Genomic DNA, 23844 nt, shown 5'->3' with positions numbered 1-23844 from the left:
CGCCGGGCGGACCGCGTCGGCGCCCTCCGGGTCAGGCAGCGGGGCGGTCGGCCAGCATCTGCTCCATCAGGGAGATCTCGGCCTCCTGCGCCTTGACGACCGAGGTGGCGAAGTCGGTGGCGACCGTGTCGCGGCTGCGGGCGAGGAGCGCCTCCGCCATGTCGATCGCCCCGCGGTGGTGGGTGATCATCAGCTGCAGGAACAGGCGGTCGAGGTCGCGCCCGGACGCAGCGGTCAGCTCGTCGATCTGCTCGGGGGTCGCGAGGCCGGGCATGCTCGACGGCACGACTCCGTCCTCGGTGCCCATGCCCATCGACGAGTGCTCGTCGGCGGCGCCGGCGAGGGTCGGGCGCCCCATCCACGTCATCGACGGCTCGGGGGAGGCCTGGGGGAGGCCCCACGAGGTCAGCCAGCCGAAGAGCTGCCCCGACTGCTGCTGCTGCGTGAGCAGGATGTCCTTCGAGACGGTCAGCACCTCGTCGTCGGTGCTGCGCTCGTGGGCGATCAGCGCGAGCTGGGCGCCCTGCAGGTGGTGGACCTGCATGTCGCGCGCGAAGCCCGCCTCCGCGCTGGTGCTCGACGGAGTCGCGGTCTGCGAGAACGGGGCGAGGGCGCCGAGCACGTAGCCGCCCGCCGCCCCCAGCAGCAGGGCGACGATCGCGACGGCGGCGATGAGGAGGCGGCCCTTGCTGCTCACCGGGGGCGTCACTGCTTGCCGGGGGCGTCGATGCCTCCGGTGCAGGGCGCGCCGGGCTCGGGCGCGGTGGAGGCCTGCCAGAAGCGCTCGACGAACGCGTCGATCCGCGGGTCGTCGGGGGAGTCGATGGCGACCTGGGCGTCCCAGGCGCTCAGCACGATCGGCGACTCGAGTCCCTCGTAGGGCGAGACGACGGCGTACGTGTCGGGCATCGCCTCGATCAGGGCGTCGACCTCGCTCTGCGGGAGGGAGGGGTCGTAGGTCGCCCAGACGGCACCGTGCTCGAGATCGTGCACCGCGTTCTCGTTGGGGACGGGCTGGTCGTAGACGCCGCAGTTCATCCAGACGGAGTTGTGCGGGCCGCCCGCCGGCGGCGTCTGCTCGTAGTCGACGGTGCCGGCGACGTGGGTGGCGTCGTTCTCGAAGGTCTGCAGGCCGTCGATCTGGCGCGCCTCGACGATCTGCTGGTTGCCGATGACCGTGACCGCGACGATCGCCCCGACGGCGAGGACGGCGAGGGCCGAGAGCGACCAGATCCAGATGCGGCCGCTCCGCTTGCGCTTCTCCTGCTCGCGCCGGTAGGCCTCGAGCTTCTCCTGGCGGGCGCGGTTCTTCGCGGACATCGTGTCTCTGGGCACGCGGCGTCTCTCGTTCTGGTGGTGGATGGCGCGCCGGCAGCGGGCGCAGCGCCTGAGAGGCGCTCACAGAGGATAACGAGACAGCCTCCGGATCGGATCAATGCCGGCCGGGACCCTTGATCAGGGGGCGAAGGTGAGCCAGAGGAGCAGGCCGTTCAAGACGATCAGGAAGGCGGCGGCGAGGGTGGCGCCGAGGGTCGTGAACCAGCGGTTCGCCTGGTCGCTCATCAGGCGGCGGTCGCGGGTCAGGATCACCAGCGGCACCAGGGCGAACGGGATGCCGAACGACAGCACGACCTGGCTGAGCACGAGGGCGCGCGTCGGGTCGAAGCCGATCGCCAGCACCAGCAGCGCCGGGATCAGCGTGACCAGGCGCCGGGCGACCAGCGGCACGCGGACCTGCAGCAGCCCGTGCATGATCTCGGCGCCGGCGTAGGCGCCGACCGAGGTCGAGGCGAGTCCGGAGGCGAGCAGGCCGACCGCGAAGAGCGTCGCGACGACCGGGCCGAGGGCGGCGCCGATCGCGGCGTGGGCGCCCTCGAGGCTGTCGGTGCCCGCGACTCCCGAGAGCGAGTGCGCGGCGAGCAGGAGGATCGCGAGGTTCACGGTGCCGGCGATCGCGAGCGCGACGGTGACGTCGATCCGGGTGGCGACCAGGATCCTCCGCCGGGCGCCGACGCCGTCGACGCGGCCGAAGCGGTCGCGGGCGAGCGCGGAGTGGGCGTAGATCGCGTGCGGCATGACGGTCGCGCCGAGGATCGAGGCGGCGAGGAGCACCGACTCCGACCCCTCGAACCGCGGGACGAGGCCGGCGATCGCCGATCCGGCGTCGGGCGGATCGACGACGACTCCGACCGTGAAGCCGACCGCGATCATGACCATGAGCAGCGTGATGACGCGCTCGAACGGCTGCGCGCCTCCGCGGGTCTGCACCAGGAGGAGGACGAGCGACACCGCGCCCGTCACCAGACCGCCGACCAGCAGCGGCAGGCCGAAGAGCAGGTTGAGGGCGATCGCCCCGCCGATCACCTCGGCCAGGTCGGTCGCCATCGCCACCGTCTCGGCCTGCAGCCAGTAGGCACGCCGGCCCCAGCGGCCGCGGAGGTGCTCGCCGAGCAGCTCGGGCAGGCTCCTGCCCGTCATCAGGCCGAGCTTCGCCGAGAGGTACTGGATCAGCCACGCCATCAGGTTGCCGAGGACGACGACCCAGACCAGCAGATACCCGAAGCGGGCGCCCGCCGTCATGTTGCTGGCGACATTGCCCGGATCGAGGTAGGCGACTCCGGCGACCATGGCCGGACCCAGCAGCCGCAGGAGGTGCGCATCGGCCGGACGCCGCGGCGGTGCGGCGATCGGAGAGGTCATTCGGGGTCCGTTCCGTTCACAGCGGCGGCGCTCGCGGACCCCCACGATAGGGCACTCCGGATCGCGGCGACAGCACCTCGCGCGACCCGGCCAGAGGCCTCTCGAGGGGCTGTCGGGGGCTCCCGTCATACGCTCCGAACCGGTTGGTACCCTGGCGGTATGACCCTCGATCGAGCCCTGTCAGCACGCCCGGAGACCGGGATGGCCTACGCCGAATCGGTGCTCGACCTGATCGGCGACACCCCGCTGGTGAAGCTCGGACCGACCGCCTCCGGAGTGAGCGCGACCGTCCTGGTCAAGGTCGAGTACCTCAACCCCGGCGGCTCGTCGAAGGACCGCATCGCGACCCGCATCATCGACGCGGCCGAGCGCGACGGACTCCTGAAGCCCGGCGGCACGATCGTCGAGCCGACCAGCGGCAACACCGGCATCGGCCTCGCCCTCGTGGCGCAGCAGCGCGGCTACCGCTGCGTCTTCGTGCTGCCCGACAAGGTCGGCGAGGACAAGCGCAACGTGCTCACCGCCTACGGCGCCGAGATCGTCGTGACGCCCACGGCCGTCGCGCCGGAGGACCCCGACTCCTACTACTCCGTCTCGGACCGCCTCGCCCGCGAGATCCCCGGCGCGTTCAAGCCGAACCAGTACGCGAACCTCAACGGTCCGCTCAGCCACTACGAGACCACCGGCCCCGAGATCTGGCGCGACACCGCCGGGCGGCTGACCCACTTCGTCGCGGGAGTCGGCACCGGCGGCACCATCAGCGGAGTCGGGCGCTACCTCAAGGAGGTGTCGGACGGCCGCGTGCAGATCATCGGCGCCGACCCCGAGGGCTCGGTCTACTCGGGCGGCGGCGGGCGGCCCTACCTCACGGAGGGCGTCGGCGAGGACTTCTGGCCGAGCGCCTACGATCCGAGCGTCGTCGACCGCATCATCGCCTCGAGCGATGCGGAGTCGTTCGCGATGACCCGCCGCCTCGCCCGCGAGGAGGGGCTGCTCGTCGGCGGCTCGAGCGGGCTCGCCGTCTCGGTCGCGCTCAAGGCGGCGGCCGACCTGGGGCCCGACGACGTGGTCGTCGTGCTGCTCCCGGACGGCGGGCGCGGCTACCTCGGCAAGATCTTCAACGACCGGTGGATGCGCTCCTACGGCTTCCTCGAGATGCCCGAGGAGGGGACGGTCCGCGACGTCCTCCGCGCCCGCGCCGCGAATCCGCAGACCGGCGAGCTGCCCGCGCTCGTGCACGCGCACCCGAGCGACACCGTCCGCGACGCGATCGAGATCATGACCAAGTACGGGGTCTCGCAGCTGCCCGTCCTCACCGCCGAGCCGCCCGTCGTGATGGGCGAGGTCGTCGGAGCCGTCGACGAGCGCGAGCTGCTCGACCGCGTGTTCAGCGGCGCGGCGGCGATGACGGATCCGCTCGGCGCCTCCTCCGGCGACTCGCTGCCGCTGATCGGCCTCGGCGAGAGCATCTCGTCGGCGCGCGCGGCCCTCACCGAGGTCAGCGCCCTGCTCGTCACCGACGAGGGCAAGCCGGTCGCCGTGATCACGCGGCAGGACCTGCTCTCGTTCGCCACCGGGTGACCGGCGCACCTCCCTCCCCTCCACCTCGACCCGGAAAGCATGCAGCCATGCCCAAGAAGCAGCACTTCGACACCCGCGCCATCCACGCCGGTCAGGAGTTCGACCCGACCACCGGCGCGGTCGTCCCGCCCGTCTACATGACCTCGACGTTCGTCCAGGACGGCATCGGCGGATTCCGCGGCGGCTACGAGTACGCCCGCTCGGCGAACCCCACCCGCGACTCCCTGCAGGAGCTGATCGCCTCGCTCGAGGGCGCCGACGTCGCCTACTCCTTCTCCTCGGGCCTCGCGGCGGAGGACACGCTGCTGCGCGCCGCGCTCGCCCCCGGCGACCACATCGTGCTCGGCAACGACGCCTACGGCGGGAGCCACCGGCTGATCGACCGGGTGCACGGCGCCTGGGGCATCCGCAACACCGCCGTCGACATGTCGAACCTGCGCGAGGTGCAGCGGGCGATCGTCCCCGGCGAGACCAAGATGCTCTGGGTCGAGACGCCGTCCAACCCGCTGATGACCGTCAGCGACATCGCGGAGCTGGCCGATCTGGCCCACGCGCACGACCTGATCGTCGTGGTCGACAACACCTTCGCCTCCTCGGCGCTGCAGCAGCCGCTGGCGCTCGGGGCCGACGTGGTCGTGCACTCGACCACGAAGTACCTCGGCGGGCACTCCGACGTGGTGGGCGGGGCTCTCGCGCTGCGCTCGGGGCCGCTGGCCGAGAAGATCGGCTTCCTCCAGTTCGCGGTCGGCGCGATCTCGGGGCCGATGGACGCGTGGCTGACGGTCCGCGGCATCAAGACGCTCGCGGTGCGGATGGAGCGGCACTCGAAGAACGCGCAGGCGGTCGCCGAGTACCTCGTCGGGCACCCGGCCGTGACGGCCGTCTACTACCCGGGGCTGCCGAGCCACCCGGGGCACGAGCTGGCGAAGCGCCAGATGTCGGGCTTCGGCGGGATGCTCTCGGTCGAGCTGGCGACGCCGCGGGCGGCGCGGAAGTTCGCGGAGTCGACGAAGCTGTTCCAGCTCGCGGAGTCGCTGGGCGGGGTCGAGTCGCTGATCGGGTACCCGAGCGAGATGACGCACGCCTCGGTCAAGGGCACGCCGCTCGAGGTGTCGGAGTCGCTGGTGCGGCTCTCGGTCGGCATCGAGGACGCGGACGACCTGATCGCGGACCTGGCGGCGGCGCTGCCGAAGCGGTAGCGGCTCCGGGTCGAGCTCGGGCTCGTGGAATCGGGCCGGAGGTGCCACGGCTGGCTCGATCGGTTCGGCGGCTGGCAGTTCTTCGCGGGACAGCGTGTTACTGCCACCGCCAGGATCGGACGCATGACCTCCTCCGCGCGCCGTCTCGTCGACCTCAGCCACACCGTCTCGGACGGCCTGGTGACCTACCCCGGTCTGCCGGCGCCGCGCATCCGTCCGCACCTGACTCGGGAGGCGTCGCGCGCCTCCTACGCGCCGGGCACCGAGTTCGCGATGGACGTCATCGAGCTGCTCGGCAACACCGGCACCTACCTCGACAGCCCGTACCACCGCTACGAGGGCGGGGCGGATCTGGCCGACCTCGCGCTCGAGACGCTCGTCGACCTGCCCGCGGTGGTCGTGGACGCGCGGGGGAGTGGGCGGGCGATCGACGCGGAGGCGCTCGCCGGCCTCGACGTCGAGGGCGCCGCCGTGCTGCTCTCGACCGGCTGGGACGCGCACTTCGCCACCCCGGCCTACGCCCACGGCGCGCCCTACCTGACCGAGGCGGGTGCCGAGGCCCTCGTGGCGGCGGGCGCGGTGCTGGTGGGCATCGACTCCCTCAACATCGACGACACCGAGGGAGGCGGCGCGCGGCCGGCGCACAGCCTCCTCCTCGCCGCGGGCGTGCCAGTCGTGGAGCACCTGACAGGGCTCGAGGCGCTGCCGCCGAGGGGAGCGCGCTTCACCGCGGTCCCGCCGAAGGTGCGCGGATTCGGGACCTTCCCGGTGCGCGCCTACGCGATGTTCGACGCCGACTGACCGACGTCGGGCGCCCAGCGGGCCCTGACTATCCTGGATCGATGCATCCCGCCCTCGCCGCGCTCGGCCGCCGCCTCCGGCCCCGGACCCGGCTCGCCGCGCTCGGCCGTCGGGTGCGCCCGAGGACGCGGATCCTGGCCGTGCTGTCCGGCCTGCGCGAGCGCCGCGCGGCCGCCGTCGCCGCCCGGCCCATCGACCATCCCTCCTCGCTCGCCTTCCGCCGCGAGCTGCTGATGCTCGAGCTCGCCAACCGGTTCTCGCGCCGCCCGGTGGTCGACCCCGATGGCGAGGTCCTGGTCACCATGACGACGCACGGCGAGCGCATCCACCGCGTGCACATCGCCCTCGAGTCGATCGCCCGCGGCGCCGCCCGCCCGGCGCGCCTGGCGCTCTGGCTCGACGATCCGGCCCTCGTCGCGGCGCTGCCGGCGAGCCTGCGCCGCCTCCGCCGACGGGGTCTCGAGATCCACCTCGTCGAGGGTCACCGCGTGCACACCAAGTACTACCCGCACCTGCTGTCCGGGCGCGCCGGCGAGCGCGACGTCGTCACCTCCGACGACGACATCGTCTACCCGCGGCACTGGCTCCGCGGGCTGCTCGACGCCCGGGCGCGCTACCCGCGCGAGACGGTGCTCTGCTACCGCGCGCACCGGGTCGCGGTGGTCGACGGAGCCGTCGCGCCGTACACGAGCTGGCGCCCGGTCGAGGACACCCGCGCGGGGTTCGACGTCTTCGGCACGTCGGTCTCGGGGCAGCTCTTCCCGAGCGGGCTGATGGAGGCGGTCGCCGCGCACGGCGACGCGTTCCGCGAGGTCGCTCCGGACGCCGACGACATCTGGCTGCACGTGCGGGCGGTCGACGCGGGCTACCGGATCGCGCAGATCCAGCCGCGGGCGGAGCTGTTCCCGTTCGTGCCCCGGACGCAGCAGACCGGGCTCTACCTCGTCAACTACTGGGACGGCGGCAACGACCGCCAGGCCCGCGCGACCTACACTCCGGCCGTCACCGAGCGCATCGCCGCCGATGCGGGACGGGACGCCCGATGACGACTCCGGAAGGTCCGATGCGACTCCTCTTCCTCAGCAACCTCTACCCGCCGCAGGTGCTCGGCGGCTACGAGATGACCTGCGCGCGCGTCGCCGAGGCGATGGCGGCGCGCGGGCACACCGTGCGGGTCCTCACGACGCCGACCTACCTGCCTCCTGAGCCCTCCTCGGTCGAGGTGCACCGCACGCTCGGGCTGCGGACCTACTTCCCCCTGCCGCAGACCGGCGGCGAGGTCGCGCAGCTGATGCACCACGAGAGCTCGGTGTCGCGGTTCGAGAACACGCGGATCCTGCTCGAGGAGCTGCGCGACTTCGAGCCGACGCACGTGGTCGCCTTCAACATCGTCGGGATCGGCGGGCTCGCCCTGATCGACCTGCTGCGCACGGTCGAGGCCGCGTGGATGTGGAACCTGGGCGACCGCACCCCGAACAGCCTGATCGACGGCCTCCCCGAGCGCGTCCTCGCGGTCTACGGGGCCGATGCCGCCGACCACTTCGACCGCGGCGAGATCGTGGCGGTCAGCCGCTCCCTCGTCGACGCGATCGAGGCGGGCGGGCTCGAGCTCGGCGAGGTCGAGGTGATCGGGCGCGGAGTGACGGTGCCGCCCGACTCCGGCGAGCCGCGGCGGTACCGCGAGGGCGGGATCACGCGCTTCACCTTCGCCGCGTCGCTCGGCGAGCACAAGGGCGTCGATCTCGTGCTCGAGGCGGCCGCGCTGCTCGCGGAGGAGACCCGCGACTTCATCGTCGACCTCTACGGCGACGGCGACGTCGACGGCTACCGGGCGCGCGCGGCGGAGGCGGGCCTCGACGGCCTCGTCGAGTTCCACGGGGCGACGCCGCGCGACCAGGTCCTGGCGGCGCACGCCTCGGCCGACGCCTTCCTCTTCCCGACCTGGGCGGGCGAGGCGTTCGGCGTGGCTCCCGTGGAGGCGGCGGCGGTGGGCTGCGTGCCGATCGTCACCGCGTCGAGCGGAGTGGCGGAGTTCCTGATCGACGGGGTGGACTGCCTCAAGATCACGCGCTCGACCTCGTCGCTGCTCGCGGCGATGCGCGATGTCGTGTCGGGGGCGGTCGATCTCGAGGGCCTCGGCCGGCGCGGAGCGGCCGCCGCGCGCGGACCGCTGTCGTTCGAGCGCTCGGTCGACCTCCTCGAGCGCTCGCTCGAGCGCCGGAGCCGACCGGGTCTCGGCGAGCGGACTGCCGACACCGGCATCGAGGCCGACATCATGGACAAGGATCGGCGGGCGATGGATCTGCTCCACCGCCGCCTCTCCGGACGGGACGACGACGATGACCAGTGACCACGACTTCCGCGAGAACCCCGGATCCGCGCCGACGCGCTTCGGCAAGGGCGGCGCGGCCCTGCGCGAGGCGGTGCACCGTCTGGTGGCGCCGTACTTCGAACAGGCGCGCCTGCGCACCGAGGAGGTGCGGGACGAGACCGCGGCGCTGCGGGTCGAGATCGCCGCGGTGCGCGACGAGATCGCCGGGCTGCGCGACGAGCTCGGAGTCCTCCGCTCGTCGACGAGCTCGCTGAGCGAGGCTGTCGCGTCGTGGCGGGCCTCGACGGAGGAGTCGCTCGGCGCCACTCCGCCGCTCTTCGCCGCGGCCGACGAGCGCACCGGGCTGGTGGAGGAGCGCCTCCGCGGCGTCGAGCTCGAGCTGCGCGCGGTCACCCGCCGCCTCGCGGAGGCGCTGGACGCCGACGCGTCCTGACCGTCGCCGCGGTCACGCCGGCACGCTGAGGCGCGCCAGCAGCTCCGAGATGCGGCCGTTGCAGCCACCGCAGCCGGTACCGGCCCGGGTGGCGGAGCCGACGCAGGCGACGCTGTCGGCGCCGTCGGCGATCGAGGCGGTGACGGCGGCGGTCGAGACGCCGTTGCACCAGCAGACGGTCGCGTCGGGAGCGAACGGATCGCCGGTCGGGGCCGCTCCGGCATCGGGCGCGTCGAGGCGCAGCAGGCTCGAGCGGTCGGCGGGCAGCTCGGAGCCGCGCTCGAACAGGAGCGTCAGCTCGGCGCCGGCGCGGGGCAGGCCGACCGAGACGAAGCCGCGCAGCACGCCTGCGACCGTGACGAGCTTCGCGTAGCCGCCGCGCGCGGGGTCGGCCCAGACGGTCACCTCCGCGTGCTCCGCGCAGCCGGAGGAGTGCGTGACCGCGTCCCAGGGCTCGGCCGTGGCGTCGCCGCCCGCGACCAGGTCGACCCCCTCGGCCTTCAGCATCACGACCGCCCGACGCTGCTCGGGCACCCGATCATCGGCCGGGCGGCCCGCCGCTTCCGACGCAAGGCGCGCCGCGAGACGATCGGCCTGCTCCCAGCCCGGGCCGATCAGACCGCTGGGGCCGCCGGGCACCCGGCCGTCGGGCAGGGCGGAGCCGCGCGGAGCGACGTGCGCACAGTCGCCGATCGCGTACACGTCCGCATCGCTCCAGCTGCGCTGGTGCTCGTCGACGAGGATCCCCGTCGACACCGCGAGGTCGGCGCTCGCCGCGAGCTCGGTGCGGGCGCCGACTCCGCACGAGAGCACGAGCAGGTCGCCCTCGATCTGCTTGCCGTCGGCGCAGACGAGGGCCTGGAAGCGGGCGCGCCCGTGCTCGTCGTGGGCCAGCAGGATGCTCTCGGAGCGGGCGTGCGAGACCATCTCGACGCCGGCGGAGCGAGCGGCCGCGGCGAGCATCCGGCCGCCGCCGTGATCGAGGTTGCGCCCCATCGGGATGTCGCCGTGGTAGGCGACGACCACCTCGGCGCCCTGCTCGGAGGCCGCGAGCGCGAACTCGACGCCGAGCACGCCGGCGCCGAGCACGACGATGCGCGAGCCGGCGCGGACGGCGTCGCGGACCTCGTGCGCGTCGTCGAGGTCGCGGAGCGCCACGACGCGCTCGGGCAGCGGAGTCGCTCCGCGGTCGAGGGTCTCGGGGAGGGCGGAGCGGACCCGGCGATCGCGCCGCGCCCGCTCCATGCCTGCCAGCGTCGGGACGTTGGCCCGGGCACCGGTGGCGAGGACGAGGCGGTCGTACGGCAGCCGCTCGTCGTCGTGCAGCCGCACCGTGCGGCGCGCGCGGTCGAGGCCGACCGCGGCGGAGCCGAGCCGGAAGACGACGCCCGCCTCCTCCGCCGCGAGCCGATCGCCCAGGTCGAGGCGCTCCCGGGTGGCACGGCCGACGGCGTACTCGGCCAGCAGGACGCGGTTGTAGGCGTCGTGCGGCTCGGCGCCGACGACCGTCAGGGCGACGGAGCCGGAGCGGACGGAGGGCAGCAGCTCCTCGACGAGACGCGCGCCCACGGGGCCGTAGCCGAGGAGGACGACGCGGAGCGGCTCAGGCATCGACGGCTCCCTCTGCGCGGACCCAGACCCGCGTGCGCTTGAACTCGGGCATGGACGAGATCGGATCCACGACCGCCTCCGTCAGCAGGTTGGCGCACTGCTCGCCGGCGTAGTGGAACGGTAGGAAGACCGTGTCGTGCCGGATGTCGGCCGTCACCGAGGCGCGCGCCCGCACGACTCCGCGGCCGTTGCCGATGGCGACTCGCGCGCCGTCGGAGACGCCGAGCCGGGAGGCGGTCGCGGGGTGGATCTCGAGGCGGGCCTCGGGGCGCGCGGCGTCGAGCTCGGCGACCCGGCGGGTCTGCGTCCCCGACTGGTACTGCTGCAGGTAGCGGCCGGTGATCAGCGTCAGCTCGTCGCCGCGGTCGCGCACGGGGACGGCGCGGGGAGTGACGGCGACCATCCGCGCGCGGCCGTCCGCGTGGCCGAAGCGCTCGCCGAACAGCCGCGGACTGCCGGTGCTGCCGACCGGGTACGGCCAGTAGGCCGCGACTCCGGTGTCGAGGAGGGCGTGCGAGAGGCCGGAGTAGTCGGCGATGCCGCCCTCGGACGCGCGGGCGAGCTCGTCGAACACCTCGGCGGGGACCGTCGACCAGGCGCCGGGCGCCTCGAGACGGCGGGCCAGCTCACTCAGGATCCACAGCTCGCTGCGGACTCCCGCGGGCGGCTCCAGCGCCTTCCGGCGACGCAGCACCCGGCCCTCGAGCGAGGTCATGGTCCCCTCCTCCTCCGCCCACTGCGGCACGGGCAGCACGATGTCGGCCAGCGCGGCCGTCTCGGAGAGGAAGAAGTCGCACACGACGAGCGTGTCGAGCGCCTGGAGGCCGGCGCGCACCTGATCGGCGTCGGGCGCCGACACCACCACGTTCGAGCCGTGCACGAGCAGGCAGCGCACCGAGCGGCCGAGCTCGGCGAGCAGCGCGACGGCGGGCAGCCCTGCGCCGGGGATCGTCGCGGGGTCGACGCCCCACACTTCGGCGACCCGACGGCGCGCCTCCGGATCGCGGATGGAGCGGTAGCCCGGCAGCTGATCGGCCTTCTGCCCGTGCTCGCGCCCGCCCTGCCCGTTGCCCTGGCCGGTGAGCGTGCCGTAGCCGGATCCCGGGCGGCCGACGAGGCCCAGCACCAGCGCGAGGTTGATCGCGGCCGTGGCGGTGTCGGTGCCGTCGACGTGCTGCTCGACACCGCGGCCGGTGAGTACGTACGAGCGGCCCTCTGCCAGCCGCCGGGCGGTGCGGCGCAGCAGCTCGGTCGGCACGCCGGTGACGGAGGAGGTGCGCTCGGGCCACCACGACGCGACGCTGCGGCGCACCGTGTCGAACCCGGTGGTGCGGGCGGCGAGGTAGGCGGTGTCGGCGAGGCCCTCCGCGAGGACCAGGTGGGTGAGCCCGAGCAGGAGCGCGAGGTCGGTGCCGGGGGCGGGCTGCAGGTGGGTCCCGGCGCCCTCCTCGGTGAGGCGCGCTGTGGCGGAGCGGCGCGGGTCGACGACCACGAGGCCGCCTCGCGAGCGCGCCCCCGCGAGGTGCGCGAGGAACGGCGGCATCGTCGCGGCGACGTTCGAGCCGAGCAGGAGGATCGTGTCGGCGTCGTCGAGATCGGTCACCGGGAAGGGCAGCCCGCGGTCGACGCCGAACGCGCGGTTGCCCGCGGCGGCGGCCGACGACATGCAGAACCGGCCGTTGTAGTCGATGCGGGAGGTGCCCAGCGCGATCCGCGCGAACTTCCCGAGCTGGTAGGCCTTCTCGTTGGTGAGACCGCCTCCGCCGAAGACGGCGACCGCGTCGGCGCCGTTCCGCTCGCGCGTGCCGAGCACCGCCTCCGCGACCGCGTCGAGCGCGCGGGCCCACGACACCTCGACGAAGCCGCCGTCGGCACCGCGCATCAGCGGGGCGCGGAGCCGCTGCCCGCTCGCGAGCAGCTCGGCGGCCGTCCAGCCCTTCGCGCACAGCCCGCCCCGGTTGGTGGGGAACTCCCGGCCCTCGATGCTCACCGGCGTCGCCCCGTCGGCGGGTGTCAGTGTCATCGCGCACTGCAGGGCGCAGTACGGGCAATGGGAGTCGGTGGGGGCGGGCGGATGCGTCATCGTCAGATCCGGGTCCCGGTCTTCGCCGCCAGGCGGAGGTAGACGCCCGCCGTGATCGCGAGCATCACCGCGTAGGCGCCGACGAACCAGCCGAGCGCCGTCGTGTAGTCGCCGAACGTGGTCTTGGAGTAGCCGAGCAGCTGCGGGATGACGAACCCGCCGTAGGCGCCGATCGCCGAGATGAGGCCGAGGGCTGCCGCCGCGGTGCGCTGGGCGCCGATCCCGTCGCCGCCCCTCTCGCGGGCGCGGAGGGCGAAGACGGTGGGGATCATCCGGTAGGTCGCGCCGTTGCCGATGCCCGCGGCGGCGAAGAGCACCAGGAACCCGAGCAGGAACAGCCAGAAGCTGCCCAGCGGCAGCGTCGCGATGACCCCGAGGATGCCGGCGCCCATGGCGATGAACGCCGCGATCGTGACGGGGGCGCCGCCGAAGCGGTCGGCGAGCCGGCCGCCGTAGGGGCGGGCGAGCGAGCCGACGAGGGCTCCGAGGAAGGCGAGGGTCAGGGTCGCGGAGCCGACGGTGAACTGCGAGTACTCGGGGAAGGTGTCGGCGATGAGCTTCGGGAACACCCCGGCGAAGCCGATGAACGAGCCGAACGTGCCGATGTAGAGCACGGCGAGCAGCCACAGGTGCGGTTCGCGCAGCGCGGCGAGCGAGGCGGCGACGTCGGCCTTCGCGGCGGAGAGGTTGTCCATCCGCTTGTACGCGCCGATCATCGCGACGACGATCAGCGGCACCCAGATCCAGCCCGCGAGCGGCAGGTTGAGCGTCGCGGCGGCGCCGATCGTGATGGCGATCGGCACGATCAGCTGCGCGACGGAGGCGCCGAGGTTGCCGCCGGCGGCGTTCAGACCCAGCGCGTAGCCCTTCTGGGCGTGCGGGTAGAAGAAGGTGATGTTGGCCATGGAGCTCGCGAAGTTGCCGCCGCCGAAGCCGGCGAGCGCCGCGACGAACAGCATGACTCCGAAAGGAGTGCCGGGGTTCCCGACCGCGAGGGCGAGGCCGATGCTCGGGATCAGCAGGAGCCCCGCCGACACGATCGTCCAGTTGCGGCCGCCGAAGCGCGGGACCATGAACGTGTAGGGGATCCGGAGCGTCGCGCCGACGAGGCTCGGCATCGAGATGAGCCAGAAGATCTCGCCGGTCGTGAAGTCGAAGCCGGCAGCGGGCAGCTGCACGACCACGACCGACCAGAGCTGCCAGACGACGAAGCCGAGGAACTCGGCGAAGATCGACCAGCGCAGGTTGCGGGCGGCGACCGAGCGCCCCTCCGCCTCCCACTGCGTCGCGTCCTCGGGGTTCCAGCCGTCGATCCAGCGGCCCGGCCGGCGGGTGAGGCCGGAGTCGGTGATCGGGGCGGGAATGGTGGCGGTGGTCGGCGGTGCAGCGGTCATCGTGTTCCTCCGGGGAGTGGGCGGCGCGCGCGAGGGCGCGCTCGGGAAGGGGAGGTGGAGCGGTGGTGGTGTGGGAGGGAGCGTCAGGCGTTGCGGCCGAACAGCTCCGAGACGATGTCGACCAGCTCGCGCGCGGGCGCGTCGACGGCCGTGAGGAGGGGAGCGGACGTGAGGTCGCCGCCGGCCGCGACGGCGAGGCCGGCGAAGTACCCGGGCGCGAGCAGGTAGGTCGCGACGGCGACCCGGGAGCCGGGGTGCGCAGCGCGCTCGGCGGCCACGGCCTCCGGTACTCGCGGCTCCGCAGCCGAGATGAAGGAGACGCTGACGTCGCGGCCGAGCTCGGCGGCGAGGAGGCGCCCCGTGCTCCAGCAGTCGGCGACGGCGCCGGAGTCGCTCGACCCGGCGGCCGCGAGCACGACGCGGTCGCCGTCGGCGAGCCCCGCCTCCTGCAGGCGGCGGGCGAGCACCCGGGCGAGTCGCGGGTCGGGGCCGAGTGCGCCCGACACGCGGACGGGACGCTCCGCCTCCGCCGCCGCCTCGGCGAGGTCGACGTGCACGTGATAGCCGGCGGAGAGGAGCAGCGGCACCACGACGGCGGAGCGGCCCGGCTCGAGGGTGCCCAGAGTCGCCGGCACGTCGGGCTGCTGCACGTCGACGAACGAGTCGAGGACGTCGACGGCCGGATTCGCGCGCCGCACGGCCTCGACCAGGGCGGCGACGGCCCGGCGGCCGTCGTCGTCCGAGGTGCCGTGCGAGGCGGCCACGAGCGCGGTCCGCTGCGCCACCTCGATGACGCCGTCGACCTCGCGCACGCTCCAGGTCGCGAGGTGCAGGCTCTCCTTCGTGTAGCACCGGCCCGTCTCGAGGTCGAAGACGTCCTTGTGCAGGGGCGAGGCGATCGTCGGCCGCTGCACGCCGTCGACGCTGCGGGATCCGACGATGCCGCGCGAGAGCACGGCCGCTCCGGTCGCGGGGTCGAGGTTCGAGACGGCGAAGACGCGGCCGTCGGGCACGAGGAACAGCGCGAGCTGCACGCCGCCGACCAGGGCGGCCTCTCCCCAGAGCGGCTCGAGCTCGAGGAGGCTGCAGACCGGCGCCCAGGTCGTGGCGGGGGCGAGGGCGAGTGCGGTCACGGTCGCGCCTCCTCTCCGGTTCGGGGGTCCGCTTCCGATCGGAGGCGGTGAGGCCACGGTAGAGAGCCCACGTTTCGCGGGAGCACGCGGCAGGAGTCACCTGCGTAACGAACCTCTCACGGCGGCCGATCGCGGCCGAGAGGCGCCGGTCACACAGCGTTACGTCGGGGCAACGGCGGCGAAACCCCGCGTGCCTACGGTGGAGTGCATGACCCCAGCGATCCCCGCAGCACCCCGACGCGTGCTCGTCGTCGGCGCCGGCCCCGCCGCGCACCGCCTCGTCGACGCGCTCGTCGCGCGGGCCTCGACTCCGCTCGACATCACCGTCTTCGGCGAGGAGGCTCACCACCCCTACGACCGCGTCGCGCTCTCGAAGCGCCTGGAGGGCACTGTCGACCTCACCCTCGGCGACGGTGCGCTGTGGGAGTCGGCCCGCCTGGTCACCTCCTCCCGCGTCACCGCGATCGACCCCGACGCGGTCCGCGTCGAGCTCGCCGACGGTCGCCTCTTCGACGGCGACGAGATCGTGCTCGCCACCGGATCCTCCGCCACGGTGCCGCCGATCGAGGGCGCCGAGCACGGCCGCGTCTACCGCACCCTCGAGGACGTGGACTCGCTCGTCGAGGATCTCGCCGCGTTCCGCCTCCGCAGGGGCCGCCCGGCCAACGTCGTCGTGGTCGGCGGCGGCCTCCTCGGGCTCGAGGCCGCGGGAGGCGCTCACCGGCTCGGCGCGCGCACCGCGCTCATCCACTCCGGCCGCTGGCTGATGAGCGCCCAGCTCGACGAGGGCGCAGGCCAGGCCCTCGGCCGCATCATCACCGCGCAGGGCGTCACCCTGCACCTCGGCACCAGGCCCACCGCCGTCCTCACCTCGCCCACCGGCACGGTGCTCGGAGTGACGATGACCGACGGCAGCACCATCAGCGCCGATCTCGTCGTCTTCTCGATCGGCATCACCGCCCGCGACGAGCTGGCCCGCGCGGTCGGCATCGAGACGGCGCCCCGCGGCGGCGTCGTGGTCGACGAGGCGTGCCGCACCAGCCGCGCGCACGTCTGGGCGATCGGCGAGGTGGCGGCGATCGACGGCCGCACCGTCGGGCTCGTCGCGCCGGCCAACGCGATGGCCGAGGTCGTGGCCGACCGGCTCCTCGGCGGGGACGCGACCTTCCCGGGCGTCGACGACGCGACGAAGCTCAAGCTCTCGGGAGTCGAGGTCGCCAGCTTCGGCGACGCGCTAGGAGCGAGTGCCGGCGCGCTCGAGGTGGTCTACGCCGACCCGGCCCGCGGGCTGTACCAGAAGATCGTGGTGTCGGACGACGCCCGCACTCTGCTCGGCGGCATGTTCGTCGGCGACGCGGGACCCTATTCCTCCCTGCGGCCGCTGCTCGGCCGTGAGCTGCCGGCCGAGCCGAGCGCCTACCTCGCGGCGGCCGGGGGAGAGGCGCCGTCCGGCGATCTGCCCGACGACGCCCAGCTCTGCTCGTGCAACAACGTCTCGGTCGGCGACGTCCGGCACGCGATCGGCGAGGGCTGCACCGAGCTCGGCCCGCTGAAGGCCTGCACCCGCGCCGGGACCCAGTGCGGCTCGTGCGTGCCGCTGGTGAAGAAGCTGCTCGACACCGAGCTCACCCGCGCCGGGGTGGAGGTGTCCCGCGCCCTCTGCGAGCACGTGTCGCTCAGCCGGAGCGAGCTGTTCGAGTCTGTGCGGATCCTCGGCCTGCACTCGGCCGAGCAGGTGATGGAGCGCTTCGGCTCCGGGCTCGGCTGCGACGTCTGCAAGCCCGTGATCGCCTCCGTGCTCGCGACCCAGACCAACGCCTACATCCTCGACAAGGGCCAGGCGCCGCTGCAGGACACCAACGACCGCGCCCTCGCGAACATGCAGAAGGACGGCACCTACTCGGTCGTCCCGCGCATCCCCGGCGGTGAGATCACCCCCGCGAAGCTCAAGGTGATCGCCGAGGTCGCCGAGCAGTACGGCCTCTACACGAAGATCACCGGAGGCCAGCGGATCGACATGTTCGGCGCCCGCCTCGAGCAGCTCCCCGAGATCTGGCGGCTGCTCGTCGACGCCGGCTTCGAGTCCGGGCAGGCCTACGGCAAGTCGCTGCGCACGGTGAAGTCGTGCGTCGGCTCGACCTGGTGCCGCTACGGCGTGCAGGACGCGGTCGGCATGGCGGTGTTCCTCGAGGAGCGCTACCGGGGGCTCCGCTCGCCGCACAAGTTCAAGCTCGGAGTGAGCGGCTGCGCTCGCGAGTGCGCCGAGGCCCGCGGCAAGGACATCGGCGTGATCGCGAGCGATCTCGGCTGGAACCTCTACGTCGGCGGCAACGGCGGCTACCAGCCCGCCCACGCGCAGCTGCTCGCGCAGGATCTCGACGACGAGACCCTCGTGCGCTACATCGACCGCTACGTGATGTACTACGTCCGCACGGCCGAGCGCCTGCAGCGCACCGCGCGCTGGCAGGAGGAGCTCCCCGGAGGGCTCGAGCACGTGCGCGACGTGGTCTGCGCCGACTCCCTCGGGATCGCCGCCGAACTGGAGGCCGCCATGGCGACGCACGTGGACACCTACGTCGACGAGTGGGCGGCGACCCTCGCCGATCCCGACCGGCTCCGGCGCTTCCGCTCGTTCGTGAACGCGCCCGACACCGCGGATCCGCGAGTGGCGACCGTGCGCGAGCGCGGGCAGTCCCGGCCGGCCTTGCGCGACGAGCGGCCGGACGGGCCGGTGCTGGTGGCCGGCACGACGATCCCGATCGGGCCGGGTGCCGTGGCGCCCGCCGCGTCCGTGACGGAGGCGTGATGCAGCTCTCGCTCGATCTCACCGGCCGCCGCGTGCTCGTCGTGGGCACCGCCTCCGGAGCACGCCGCGTGCTGGCCCGCTACCGCGCCGCCGGCGCGATCGTCGCCCGAGCGCAGGAGTGGCTGGACCTCGCCTGGCGGCCGGATCTCGTGGTCTGGGTCGAGGGCTCCGCGTCCCTCCGCGCGGTCGTCGACCGTCACGGGATCTGGACGGTGGATGAGGCACCCGCCGCGCTGCGCTCCGTCGGCCGTGTCAGCATCGTCGGCGGAGGCCCCGGCGACCCCGAGCTGATGACGCTCGCCGCCCACCGCGCCCTCCGCGAGGCCGACGTCGTGCTCTTCGACCGCCTCGGCCCGCACGACGGACTCGCCGAATGGGCCCCGGGCGCCGAGCTCATCGACGTCGGCAAGACCCCCGGCCACCACGCCGTCCCGCAGCACGAGATCGAGCGGCTGATGGTGTCGCGCGCCCTCGAGGGCCTCGACGTCGTGCGCCTCAAGGGCGGCGACCCCTTCGTCTTCGGCCGCGGGTCGGAGGAGGTCCGCGCCTGCCGCGCGGCCGGCGTCCCGTTCACGATCGTCCCCGGAGTCACGAGCGCGATCTCGGTCCCGGCCGCCGCGGGCATCCCGGTGACGCACCGCGAGGTGAGCCGCGCCTTCACCGTGGTCTCGGGTCACGCCCCGTTCAGCGACCAGGAGCTCGGCCACCTGGCAGGACTCGGCGGCACGCTGGTCGTCCTGATGGGCGTGAACACCCTCCCGCATCTCGTCGCGGGTCTGCAGCGCGCGGGGATGACCGGCGACATGCCGCTCGCGATCGTCGAGCGCGGCTGGTCGCGCGACCAGCGCACCACGATCACCTCGGTCGGAGGCGTCCTCGGACTGCTCCCCGACCTCGCCCCGCGCTCGCCCGCGGTGATCGTCATCGGCGAGGTCGTCCGGCAGGCCGTGTGCGATGATGCCGGGGATCCCGAGAGCATCGCCCGCGCGGTCGATGCCCTCACCACGTGAGAGGCCGCCGATGACCGACCTCGACCCGTCCCCGGGATTCCGCCCCGACCAGCTCGAGGGCTTCCGCATCGGAGTCACGTCCGACCGCCGCTCCGAGGACCTCATCGCCGCGTTCGAGCGCCGCGGAGCCGATGTGACGCACGCGCCGACCATCCGGATGCGCGCCGTCGACACCGAGGGCGTCCTCGAGGACGAGACCCGCGCGATCATCGCGGCCCGGCCCGACGTGCTCCTCGCCACGACCTCCTACGGCCTCCGCCGCTGGCTCGAGGCGGCCGACGCCGCCGGCCTCGAGCTCACCGACGCCCTATCGTCGGCCCGCATCCTCGTCCGCGGACCCAAGGCACGCGGAGCGATCCGCGCCGCCGGCCTCGACGACCACGGCATGAGCGAGCGCGAGACCACCACCTCCCTCGTCGATCTGGCCCTGCGCGAGGGGGTCGAGGGACGCACGATCGCCGTGCAGCTGCACGGCTTCACCGACCCGGCGCAGCTCGAGAGGCTGACCCGCGCGGGAGCGACCGTGCTGACCGTCGCCCCCTACCGCTGGACCGCGCACGAGGACTCCGCGCGCGTCCTCCGCCTGATCGATGCGATCTGCGGAGGCGGCATCGACGCGGTCACCTTCACCAGCGCCCCCGCGGTCGACGCCCTCTTCACCGTCGCCGAGGCGGCCGGCCGCCTCGACGACCTCCAGGCCGCCTTCCGCGAGACCGTCGTCGCCGCCGCCGTCGGCCCGGTCACCGCCGCCCCCCTCGTGGAGGCGCAGATCCTCCCGATCGTGCCCGACCGATTCCGGATGGGCGCCCTCATCCGCCTCCTCTGCGAGCACCTCGAGCAGTCCGCCCCCCGCATCGACACGGAGTACGGGACCCTCGAGCTGCGAGGCCGCCACGCGATCCTCGCCGGCACGCGCGTCGCCCTCACCCCGGTCGCCCTCGCGCTGTTCCGCACGCTCGTCGCCGCGGAGGGCGCGACGGTCGCCCGATCCGTGCTCGCCGCCTCCGCCCCCGAAGCCCTCGACGACCACGCCGTCGACGTCGCGATCAGCCGCCTGCGCCAGGCGCTGCCGGAGCCGCGCGTCATTGCGACCGTGATCAAACGCGGCTACCGCCTAGCCACCCCTTAACTGGTCCGCGGGCCTCCGCGCGGTGATCTGCGGCGTTGTCGTCGGGCGCGATACCGCCGGTATCGCTTCCTCCTCCGCCTTGCAGCTCACCGCGCGGAGGCCCGCGGACACCCTTCAGGCGGGGCGAGGTGAAGGCGAGGGGGGGCGAGGCCTTCGGCCCGCCAGGTTCGGAGGGTGGGGCTTCGGAGGGTGGCGAGGCCGGCGGCCCGCCGGCGACGGGGCGGGGCTTCGGTAGTGGGCGCGCCGTTTCGTCGAGTGGACGCTGGACGGGGTGTGCGCGAGGCGCGGAGCCCGGTTGGCGTCTGTTCGGGTGGGGAGACGGGTGCGAGTGGACGCGCGTGGGGGGCTGTGGGGCGGTCGGGTCCCCGTTGGTGTCGTCTCGAGGTTCAGACATGAGACCGGGCCTTCGAGTGGGCGCTGGTTGGGGTCTGCGGCCGAAGGAGAGCCCAGTGCGGGACCGTTCGCTAGTGAGTCGGGGATGAGTGAACCCGTAGTGGGGTTTGAAAGGGCCCCAGAGAACGGTACGCGTCGTCTCGCGGACCGGCCCAGGACCGGGACCGGGACCGGACCGGGACTCCGTGCGAGGGAGAGCAGACACGCAGTGACGGTGTGCAGCGGTCAGACGGAGGGGCGCCAGCCGTGCGCGAAGAGTGCGCGGCGGACGCGGTCGGCGCAGCCGAGAGGGTCTGCATCGAAGGAGGTGGCGGCGATCCGCACCGGTGTCCACCCGGCGGCGGCCAGACGCTCGTAGCGCACGAGGTCCCGATCCCACTGCGCTCGGTCGGTGCGATGGTGGTCGCCCTCGTACTCGACGGCCACTTTCCATCGGGGGAACAGGAGATCGATCCTGCCGATCAGCCCTTCTGCATCGAAGACCTCGCGGTTCAGCTCGGGCTCGGGGAGCCCGGCCGTCGAGAGGACGAGGCGGAGGAGGGTCTCGCGTCGGGATTCGGCGCCCTCCCGGACGAGGTCCAGCGCCCGCCGAGCCGCGCGGGCGCCCCGTCCCTCGTAGCGTTCGACTCGCCTCCGCATCTCGCGCAGCGGCACCCATGGCCGGGTGTCCCCGCCGCGCGGGTGGACGGGAGTCAGGACGAGGGCGTCGCCGACCGCGACCAGATCGTCCAGCGAGAGGACCGAGGCGAGCTGCACGAACAGACTCGCCCCGTCAGCGAGGAGGAGACCGCCCCGACGCACACCGCGCAGCTCCGGATCGGCGATCGAGTGTCCGGTGATGCCCCGGCCGCGCGGGGCGTGCGCAGGAGGCCTCACTGCGACATGGAGCGACTCCTCCGGATGCTCAGCGGGCAGATCGAGCGGCCAGAGTCTCGCGGCCGTGATCCCGCAGAACACCGAGCGCTGCATGACGGTCGCGTAGGCGCGAGCACGTTGCTCCACGGTCACGGCCTCGCCTCTCGGCACGCGCACCCCGCGGAAGGGAGCCTCCAGGTCGCGCGCCCGCAGCCGCTCCGCTCCGATGCCCGCCGCTGTCGCCTCCGCAACCGAGAACGCCCGCCCCGCGAGCGCAGGGGGGAGTGGTGCGGGACGGGGCATCGCGCCAGCCTGCCTGATTCGACTCGTTCCCGTTCCGGTTCTCCACAGGGGTCACGCGAAGGGGTGCGAAACGGGCTCCGGGTCGTTCGCAGACCCCATCTGGAGACCATTCGCCTCGGCAGGGCGGGCTGCGGCGCGCCCTGCCACACTGGGGCGCATGAGCAGTGCAGCCCTCCGCGTCGTGATCGCCCCCGACTCCTTCAAGGGGTCGGCGACCGCCGTCGAGGTGGCGGAGGCGCTCGCCGCCGGCTGGCGCGACGCGCGGCCCTCGGACGAGCTGGTGCTCGCGCCGATGGCCGACGGCGGAGAGGGCACGGTCGACGCGTTCGCGGTCGCGGTCCCCGAGGCGCACCGCCACAGCCTCACCGTGACCGGGCCCGATGACCGGCCGGTCGAGACCGCGTGGCTGATGCTCCCGGACGGGACCGCCGTGGTCGAGCTCGCGTCGGCCAGCGGGATCACGCTGCTCGACCCGCTCCGCCCGCTCACCGCGCACACCCGCGGCTTCGGGCGGGTGATCGCCGCCGCCCTCGATGCCGGAGCGCGCTCCCTCCTCCTCGCGATCGGCGGCAGCTCGTCGACCGACGGCGGCGTCGGTGCCCTGCGCGAGCTCGGCGCGCGCTTCGTCACCGTCGCGGGCCACGATCTCGGCGACGGAGGCGGCGCGCTGCACGAGCTCGCGGCGGTCGACCTCCACGCGCTGCGGCCCGTGCCGAGCGGCGGGGCGCGCATCCTGAGCGACGTCACGAACCCGCTGCTCGGCGACTCCGGCGCGGCGCATGTGTTCGGGCCGCAGAAGGGCGCGACCCTCGACGACGTCCTGCGCCTCGACGACGGGCTGCGCCACCTGGCAGCCCACCTCGACGCCGACCCCGAGGAGGCGGGCACCGGGGCCGCGGGCGGAACGGGCTTCGGACTCCTGGCCTGGGGTGCGCGCCTGGCACCGGGCTCGGCCGCCGTGGGAGAGGCTCTCGGCCTGCCGGCGCTGGTCGGGGGTGCCGACGTCGTGATCACCGGAGAGGGGCGCTTCGATGCGCAGTCGATGGCGGGCAAGGTGCCGTCGTACCTGCTCGGGCTCGCGGAGGCGGCCGGCGCGCGGGCGCTGCTGGTCGCCGGAGCGGTCCGGGCCCCCACCACGGGCTTCGCGGCGGCTGCGTCGCTGACCGAGGCGGCAGGGTCCGCCGCCGCCGCCATCGCGGACCCGCTGCCCCACCTGCGCGCCGTCGCGCGGGATCTCGCAGGCCTGGTCTGACGGCGCGCCCGACCGCCGCCGATGTCGGTGGTCGGGCCTACCGTTCGAGCATGGACACGGACTCTCGTCGACCCCTACATGTGGTGGTCGACCTGCGCCCGCGACCCCGGATGTCGGGAACAGCGACACGCCGACGAGCGTTGTACACAGGGAACCCCGAACGCTCCTCCACAGCGGTGGATAACTCTCCGCGATCCGCGTCCTCCCGCGGATCCACGGGCTCCGGCCTGTGGATGGATCGGGGACGATCGGTGGATAACTACACGAATGTAATTACTATCCCTAGTGGGCACCCGTCGGGCGCCCCCCTATATGTAGTATTGCTGAGCAGGTCGAAGCGAACGCCCCACCGGCGTCCCGCACCACCGCACACGTACCACCCACGACCGTCTCCCACCCCGATCGGCACGCCGCCGGGAAGCCTTGGAGCCGGCCCAGGACACCCTCCCGGAAAGGACGACACGCATGGCCGTGACGGTCTACACCAAGCCCTCCTGCGTTCAGTGCACGGCGACCTACCGCGCCCTCGACAGCAAGGGCATCGACTACGAGGTGTTCGACCTCTCCGTCGACGAGAAGGCCCTCGAGGCCGTCAAGGCCCTCGGCTACCTGCAGGCGCCGGTCGTCATCACGGACGACGATCACTGGTCCGGCTTCCGCCCCGACAAGATCGCGACCCTCTGAGGCACCTGAGCGGCGATCTGCGGCGTTGTCGTCGGGCGCCGTAGCGCCGCTACGGCTTCCTCCTCCGCCTTGCAGCTCACCACTCAGGCACCTCAGAGGGGGTGCTGGTGGGCAGTGACACGACTTCGTCGGTCCGGGTGAGCGG

19 protein-coding genes are annotated in these 23844 nt (G+C 73.6%); 11 read left to right on the top strand and 8 right to left on the bottom strand.

Translation table 11 applies throughout. From position 1 onward, the window contains the following. Positions 1–31: 31 nt before the first annotated feature. The 3 genes from GRS92_RS05885 to GRS92_RS05875 all read right to left on the bottom strand — a co-directional run bounded on the left by GRS92_RS05885 (position 32) and on the right by GRS92_RS05875 (position 2700). Positions 32–697, bottom strand: a complete 666-nt coding sequence (locus GRS92_RS05885) for a DUF305 domain-containing protein (protein WP_159854219.1) — start codon at positions 695–697, stop codon at positions 32–34. A gap of 8 nt (positions 698–705) precedes the next feature. Then, on the bottom strand, positions 706–1335 hold the full coding sequence (locus tag GRS92_RS05880) for a DUF3105 domain-containing protein (RefSeq protein WP_235021839.1): 630 nt from the start codon (positions 1333–1335) through the stop codon (positions 706–708). Between the two features lie 120 nt (positions 1336–1455). Beyond that, positions 1456–2700 (bottom strand): Nramp family divalent metal transporter, encoded by a 1245-nt coding sequence (locus GRS92_RS05875; protein ID WP_159854217.1) that lies wholly within the window; start codon positions 2698–2700, stop codon positions 1456–1458. 201 nt (positions 2701–2901) lie between these two features. On the opposite strand from GRS92_RS05875, the gene GRS92_RS05870 reads away from it, so the two are divergent. The 6 genes from GRS92_RS05870 (at position 2902) to GRS92_RS05845 (ending at position 9046) form a co-directional block, all read left to right on the top strand. Next, on the top strand, positions 2902–4281 hold the full coding sequence (locus GRS92_RS05870) for a cystathionine beta-synthase (RefSeq protein WP_159854824.1): 1380 nt from the start codon (positions 2902–2904) through the stop codon (positions 4279–4281). Positions 4282–4328: 47 nt separating this feature from the next. Continuing rightward, positions 4329–5480: a cystathionine gamma-synthase gene (locus tag GRS92_RS05865; protein ID WP_159854215.1), complete on the top strand. Its 1152-nt coding sequence runs from the start codon at positions 4329–4331 to the stop codon at positions 5478–5480. A 123-nt stretch (positions 5481–5603) separates the two neighbouring features. Then, positions 5604–6281: a cyclase family protein gene (locus tag GRS92_RS05860; RefSeq protein WP_159854213.1), complete on the top strand. Its 678-nt coding sequence runs from the start codon at positions 5604–5606 to the stop codon at positions 6279–6281. A gap of 41 nt (positions 6282–6322) precedes the next feature. After that, positions 6323–7327 (top strand): glycosyltransferase, encoded by a 1005-nt coding sequence (locus GRS92_RS05855; RefSeq protein WP_159854211.1) that lies wholly within the window; start codon positions 6323–6325, stop codon positions 7325–7327. 17 nt (positions 7328–7344) lie between these two features. Beyond that, positions 7345–8631 carry a glycosyltransferase gene (locus tag GRS92_RS05850; protein WP_159854209.1) on the top strand — a complete coding sequence of 429 codons (1287 nt, stop codon included), beginning with the start codon at positions 7345–7347 and terminating at the stop codon, positions 8629–8631. Beyond that, on the top strand, positions 8621–9046 hold the full coding sequence (locus tag GRS92_RS05845; RefSeq protein WP_159854207.1) for a hypothetical protein: 426 nt from the start codon (positions 8621–8623) through the stop codon (positions 9044–9046). Before GRS92_RS05850 ends, GRS92_RS05845 begins: the two co-directional genes overlap by 11 nt. A gap of 12 nt (positions 9047–9058) precedes the next feature. Here GRS92_RS05845 and GRS92_RS05840 read toward each other — a convergent pair whose 3' ends face one another. The 4 genes from GRS92_RS05840 to nirD all read right to left on the bottom strand — a co-directional run bounded on the left by GRS92_RS05840 (position 9059) and on the right by nirD (position 15267). Next, positions 9059–10657, bottom strand: a complete 1599-nt coding sequence (locus tag GRS92_RS05840) for an FAD-dependent oxidoreductase (protein WP_159854205.1) — start codon at positions 10655–10657, stop codon at positions 9059–9061. Then, the gene (locus tag GRS92_RS05835; protein ID WP_159854203.1) at positions 10650–12740 is read right to left on the bottom strand and encodes a molybdopterin oxidoreductase family protein; all 2091 of its coding nucleotides are present in this window, start codon (positions 12738–12740) and stop codon (positions 10650–10652) included. Before GRS92_RS05835 ends, GRS92_RS05840 begins: the two co-directional genes overlap by 8 nt. 2 nt (positions 12741–12742) lie before the next feature. Next, entirely contained in the window at positions 12743–14134 is a 1392-nt protein-coding gene (locus GRS92_RS05830) for an MFS transporter (RefSeq protein WP_159854201.1), read from the bottom strand. Positions 14135–14217: 83 nt separating this feature from the next. Next, positions 14218–15267, bottom strand: coding sequence for a nitrite reductase small subunit NirD (nirD, locus tag GRS92_RS19170; RefSeq protein ID WP_159854199.1), 1050 nt, complete (start codon positions 15265–15267; stop codon positions 14218–14220). A 208-nt stretch (positions 15268–15475) separates the two neighbouring features. Between nirD and nirB the strand changes: the two genes are divergently transcribed. From nirB to GRS92_RS05810, 3 genes are read left to right on the top strand one after another with little or no spacing between them, the layout of a single operon-like run. After that, complete coding sequence (gene nirB / locus GRS92_RS05820; protein WP_159854197.1) at positions 15476–18073, top strand: nitrite reductase large subunit NirB; 2598 nt, start codon at positions 15476–15478, stop codon at positions 18071–18073. Beyond that, positions 18073–19083 carry a uroporphyrinogen-III C-methyltransferase gene (gene cobA / locus GRS92_RS05815; RefSeq protein ID WP_159854195.1) on the top strand — a complete coding sequence of 337 codons (1011 nt, stop codon included), beginning with the start codon at positions 18073–18075 and terminating at the stop codon, positions 19081–19083. Before nirB ends, cobA begins: the two co-directional genes overlap by 1 nt. 10 nt (positions 19084–19093) lie before the next feature. Beyond that, positions 19094–20212 carry a uroporphyrinogen-III synthase gene (locus tag GRS92_RS05810; RefSeq protein WP_235021837.1) on the top strand — a complete coding sequence of 373 codons (1119 nt, stop codon included), beginning with the start codon at positions 19094–19096 and terminating at the stop codon, positions 20210–20212. Between the two features lie 618 nt (positions 20213–20830). On the opposite strand, the gene GRS92_RS05805 is transcribed toward GRS92_RS05810, so the two are convergent. Further along, positions 20831–21763 (bottom strand): endonuclease domain-containing protein, encoded by a 933-nt coding sequence (locus GRS92_RS05805; RefSeq protein WP_204162055.1) that lies wholly within the window; start codon positions 21761–21763, stop codon positions 20831–20833. 157 nt (positions 21764–21920) lie between these two features. Here GRS92_RS05805 and GRS92_RS05800 point away from each other — a divergent pair, with 157 nt between their 5' ends. Beyond that, a complete protein-coding gene (locus GRS92_RS05800; RefSeq protein WP_159854193.1) occupies positions 21921–23015 on the top strand; it encodes a glycerate kinase in 1095 nt (364 codons plus the stop codon). A 465-nt stretch (positions 23016–23480) separates the two neighbouring features. Continuing rightward, the gene (gene nrdH, locus GRS92_RS05795) at positions 23481–23699 is read left to right on the top strand and encodes a glutaredoxin-like protein NrdH (RefSeq protein ID WP_068255139.1); all 219 of its coding nucleotides are present in this window, start codon (positions 23481–23483) and stop codon (positions 23697–23699) included. Positions 23700–23844 lie beyond the last annotated feature (145 nt).

Origin of the sequence: Rathayibacter sp. VKM Ac-2754, from assembly GCF_009807095.1 — a bacterium.
Lineage (GTDB): Bacteria > Actinomycetota > Actinomycetes > Actinomycetales > Microbacteriaceae > Rathayibacter.
Note: the sequence above shows the minus strand (reverse complement) of the source record. Positions and strands in the feature narration are given on the sequence as shown.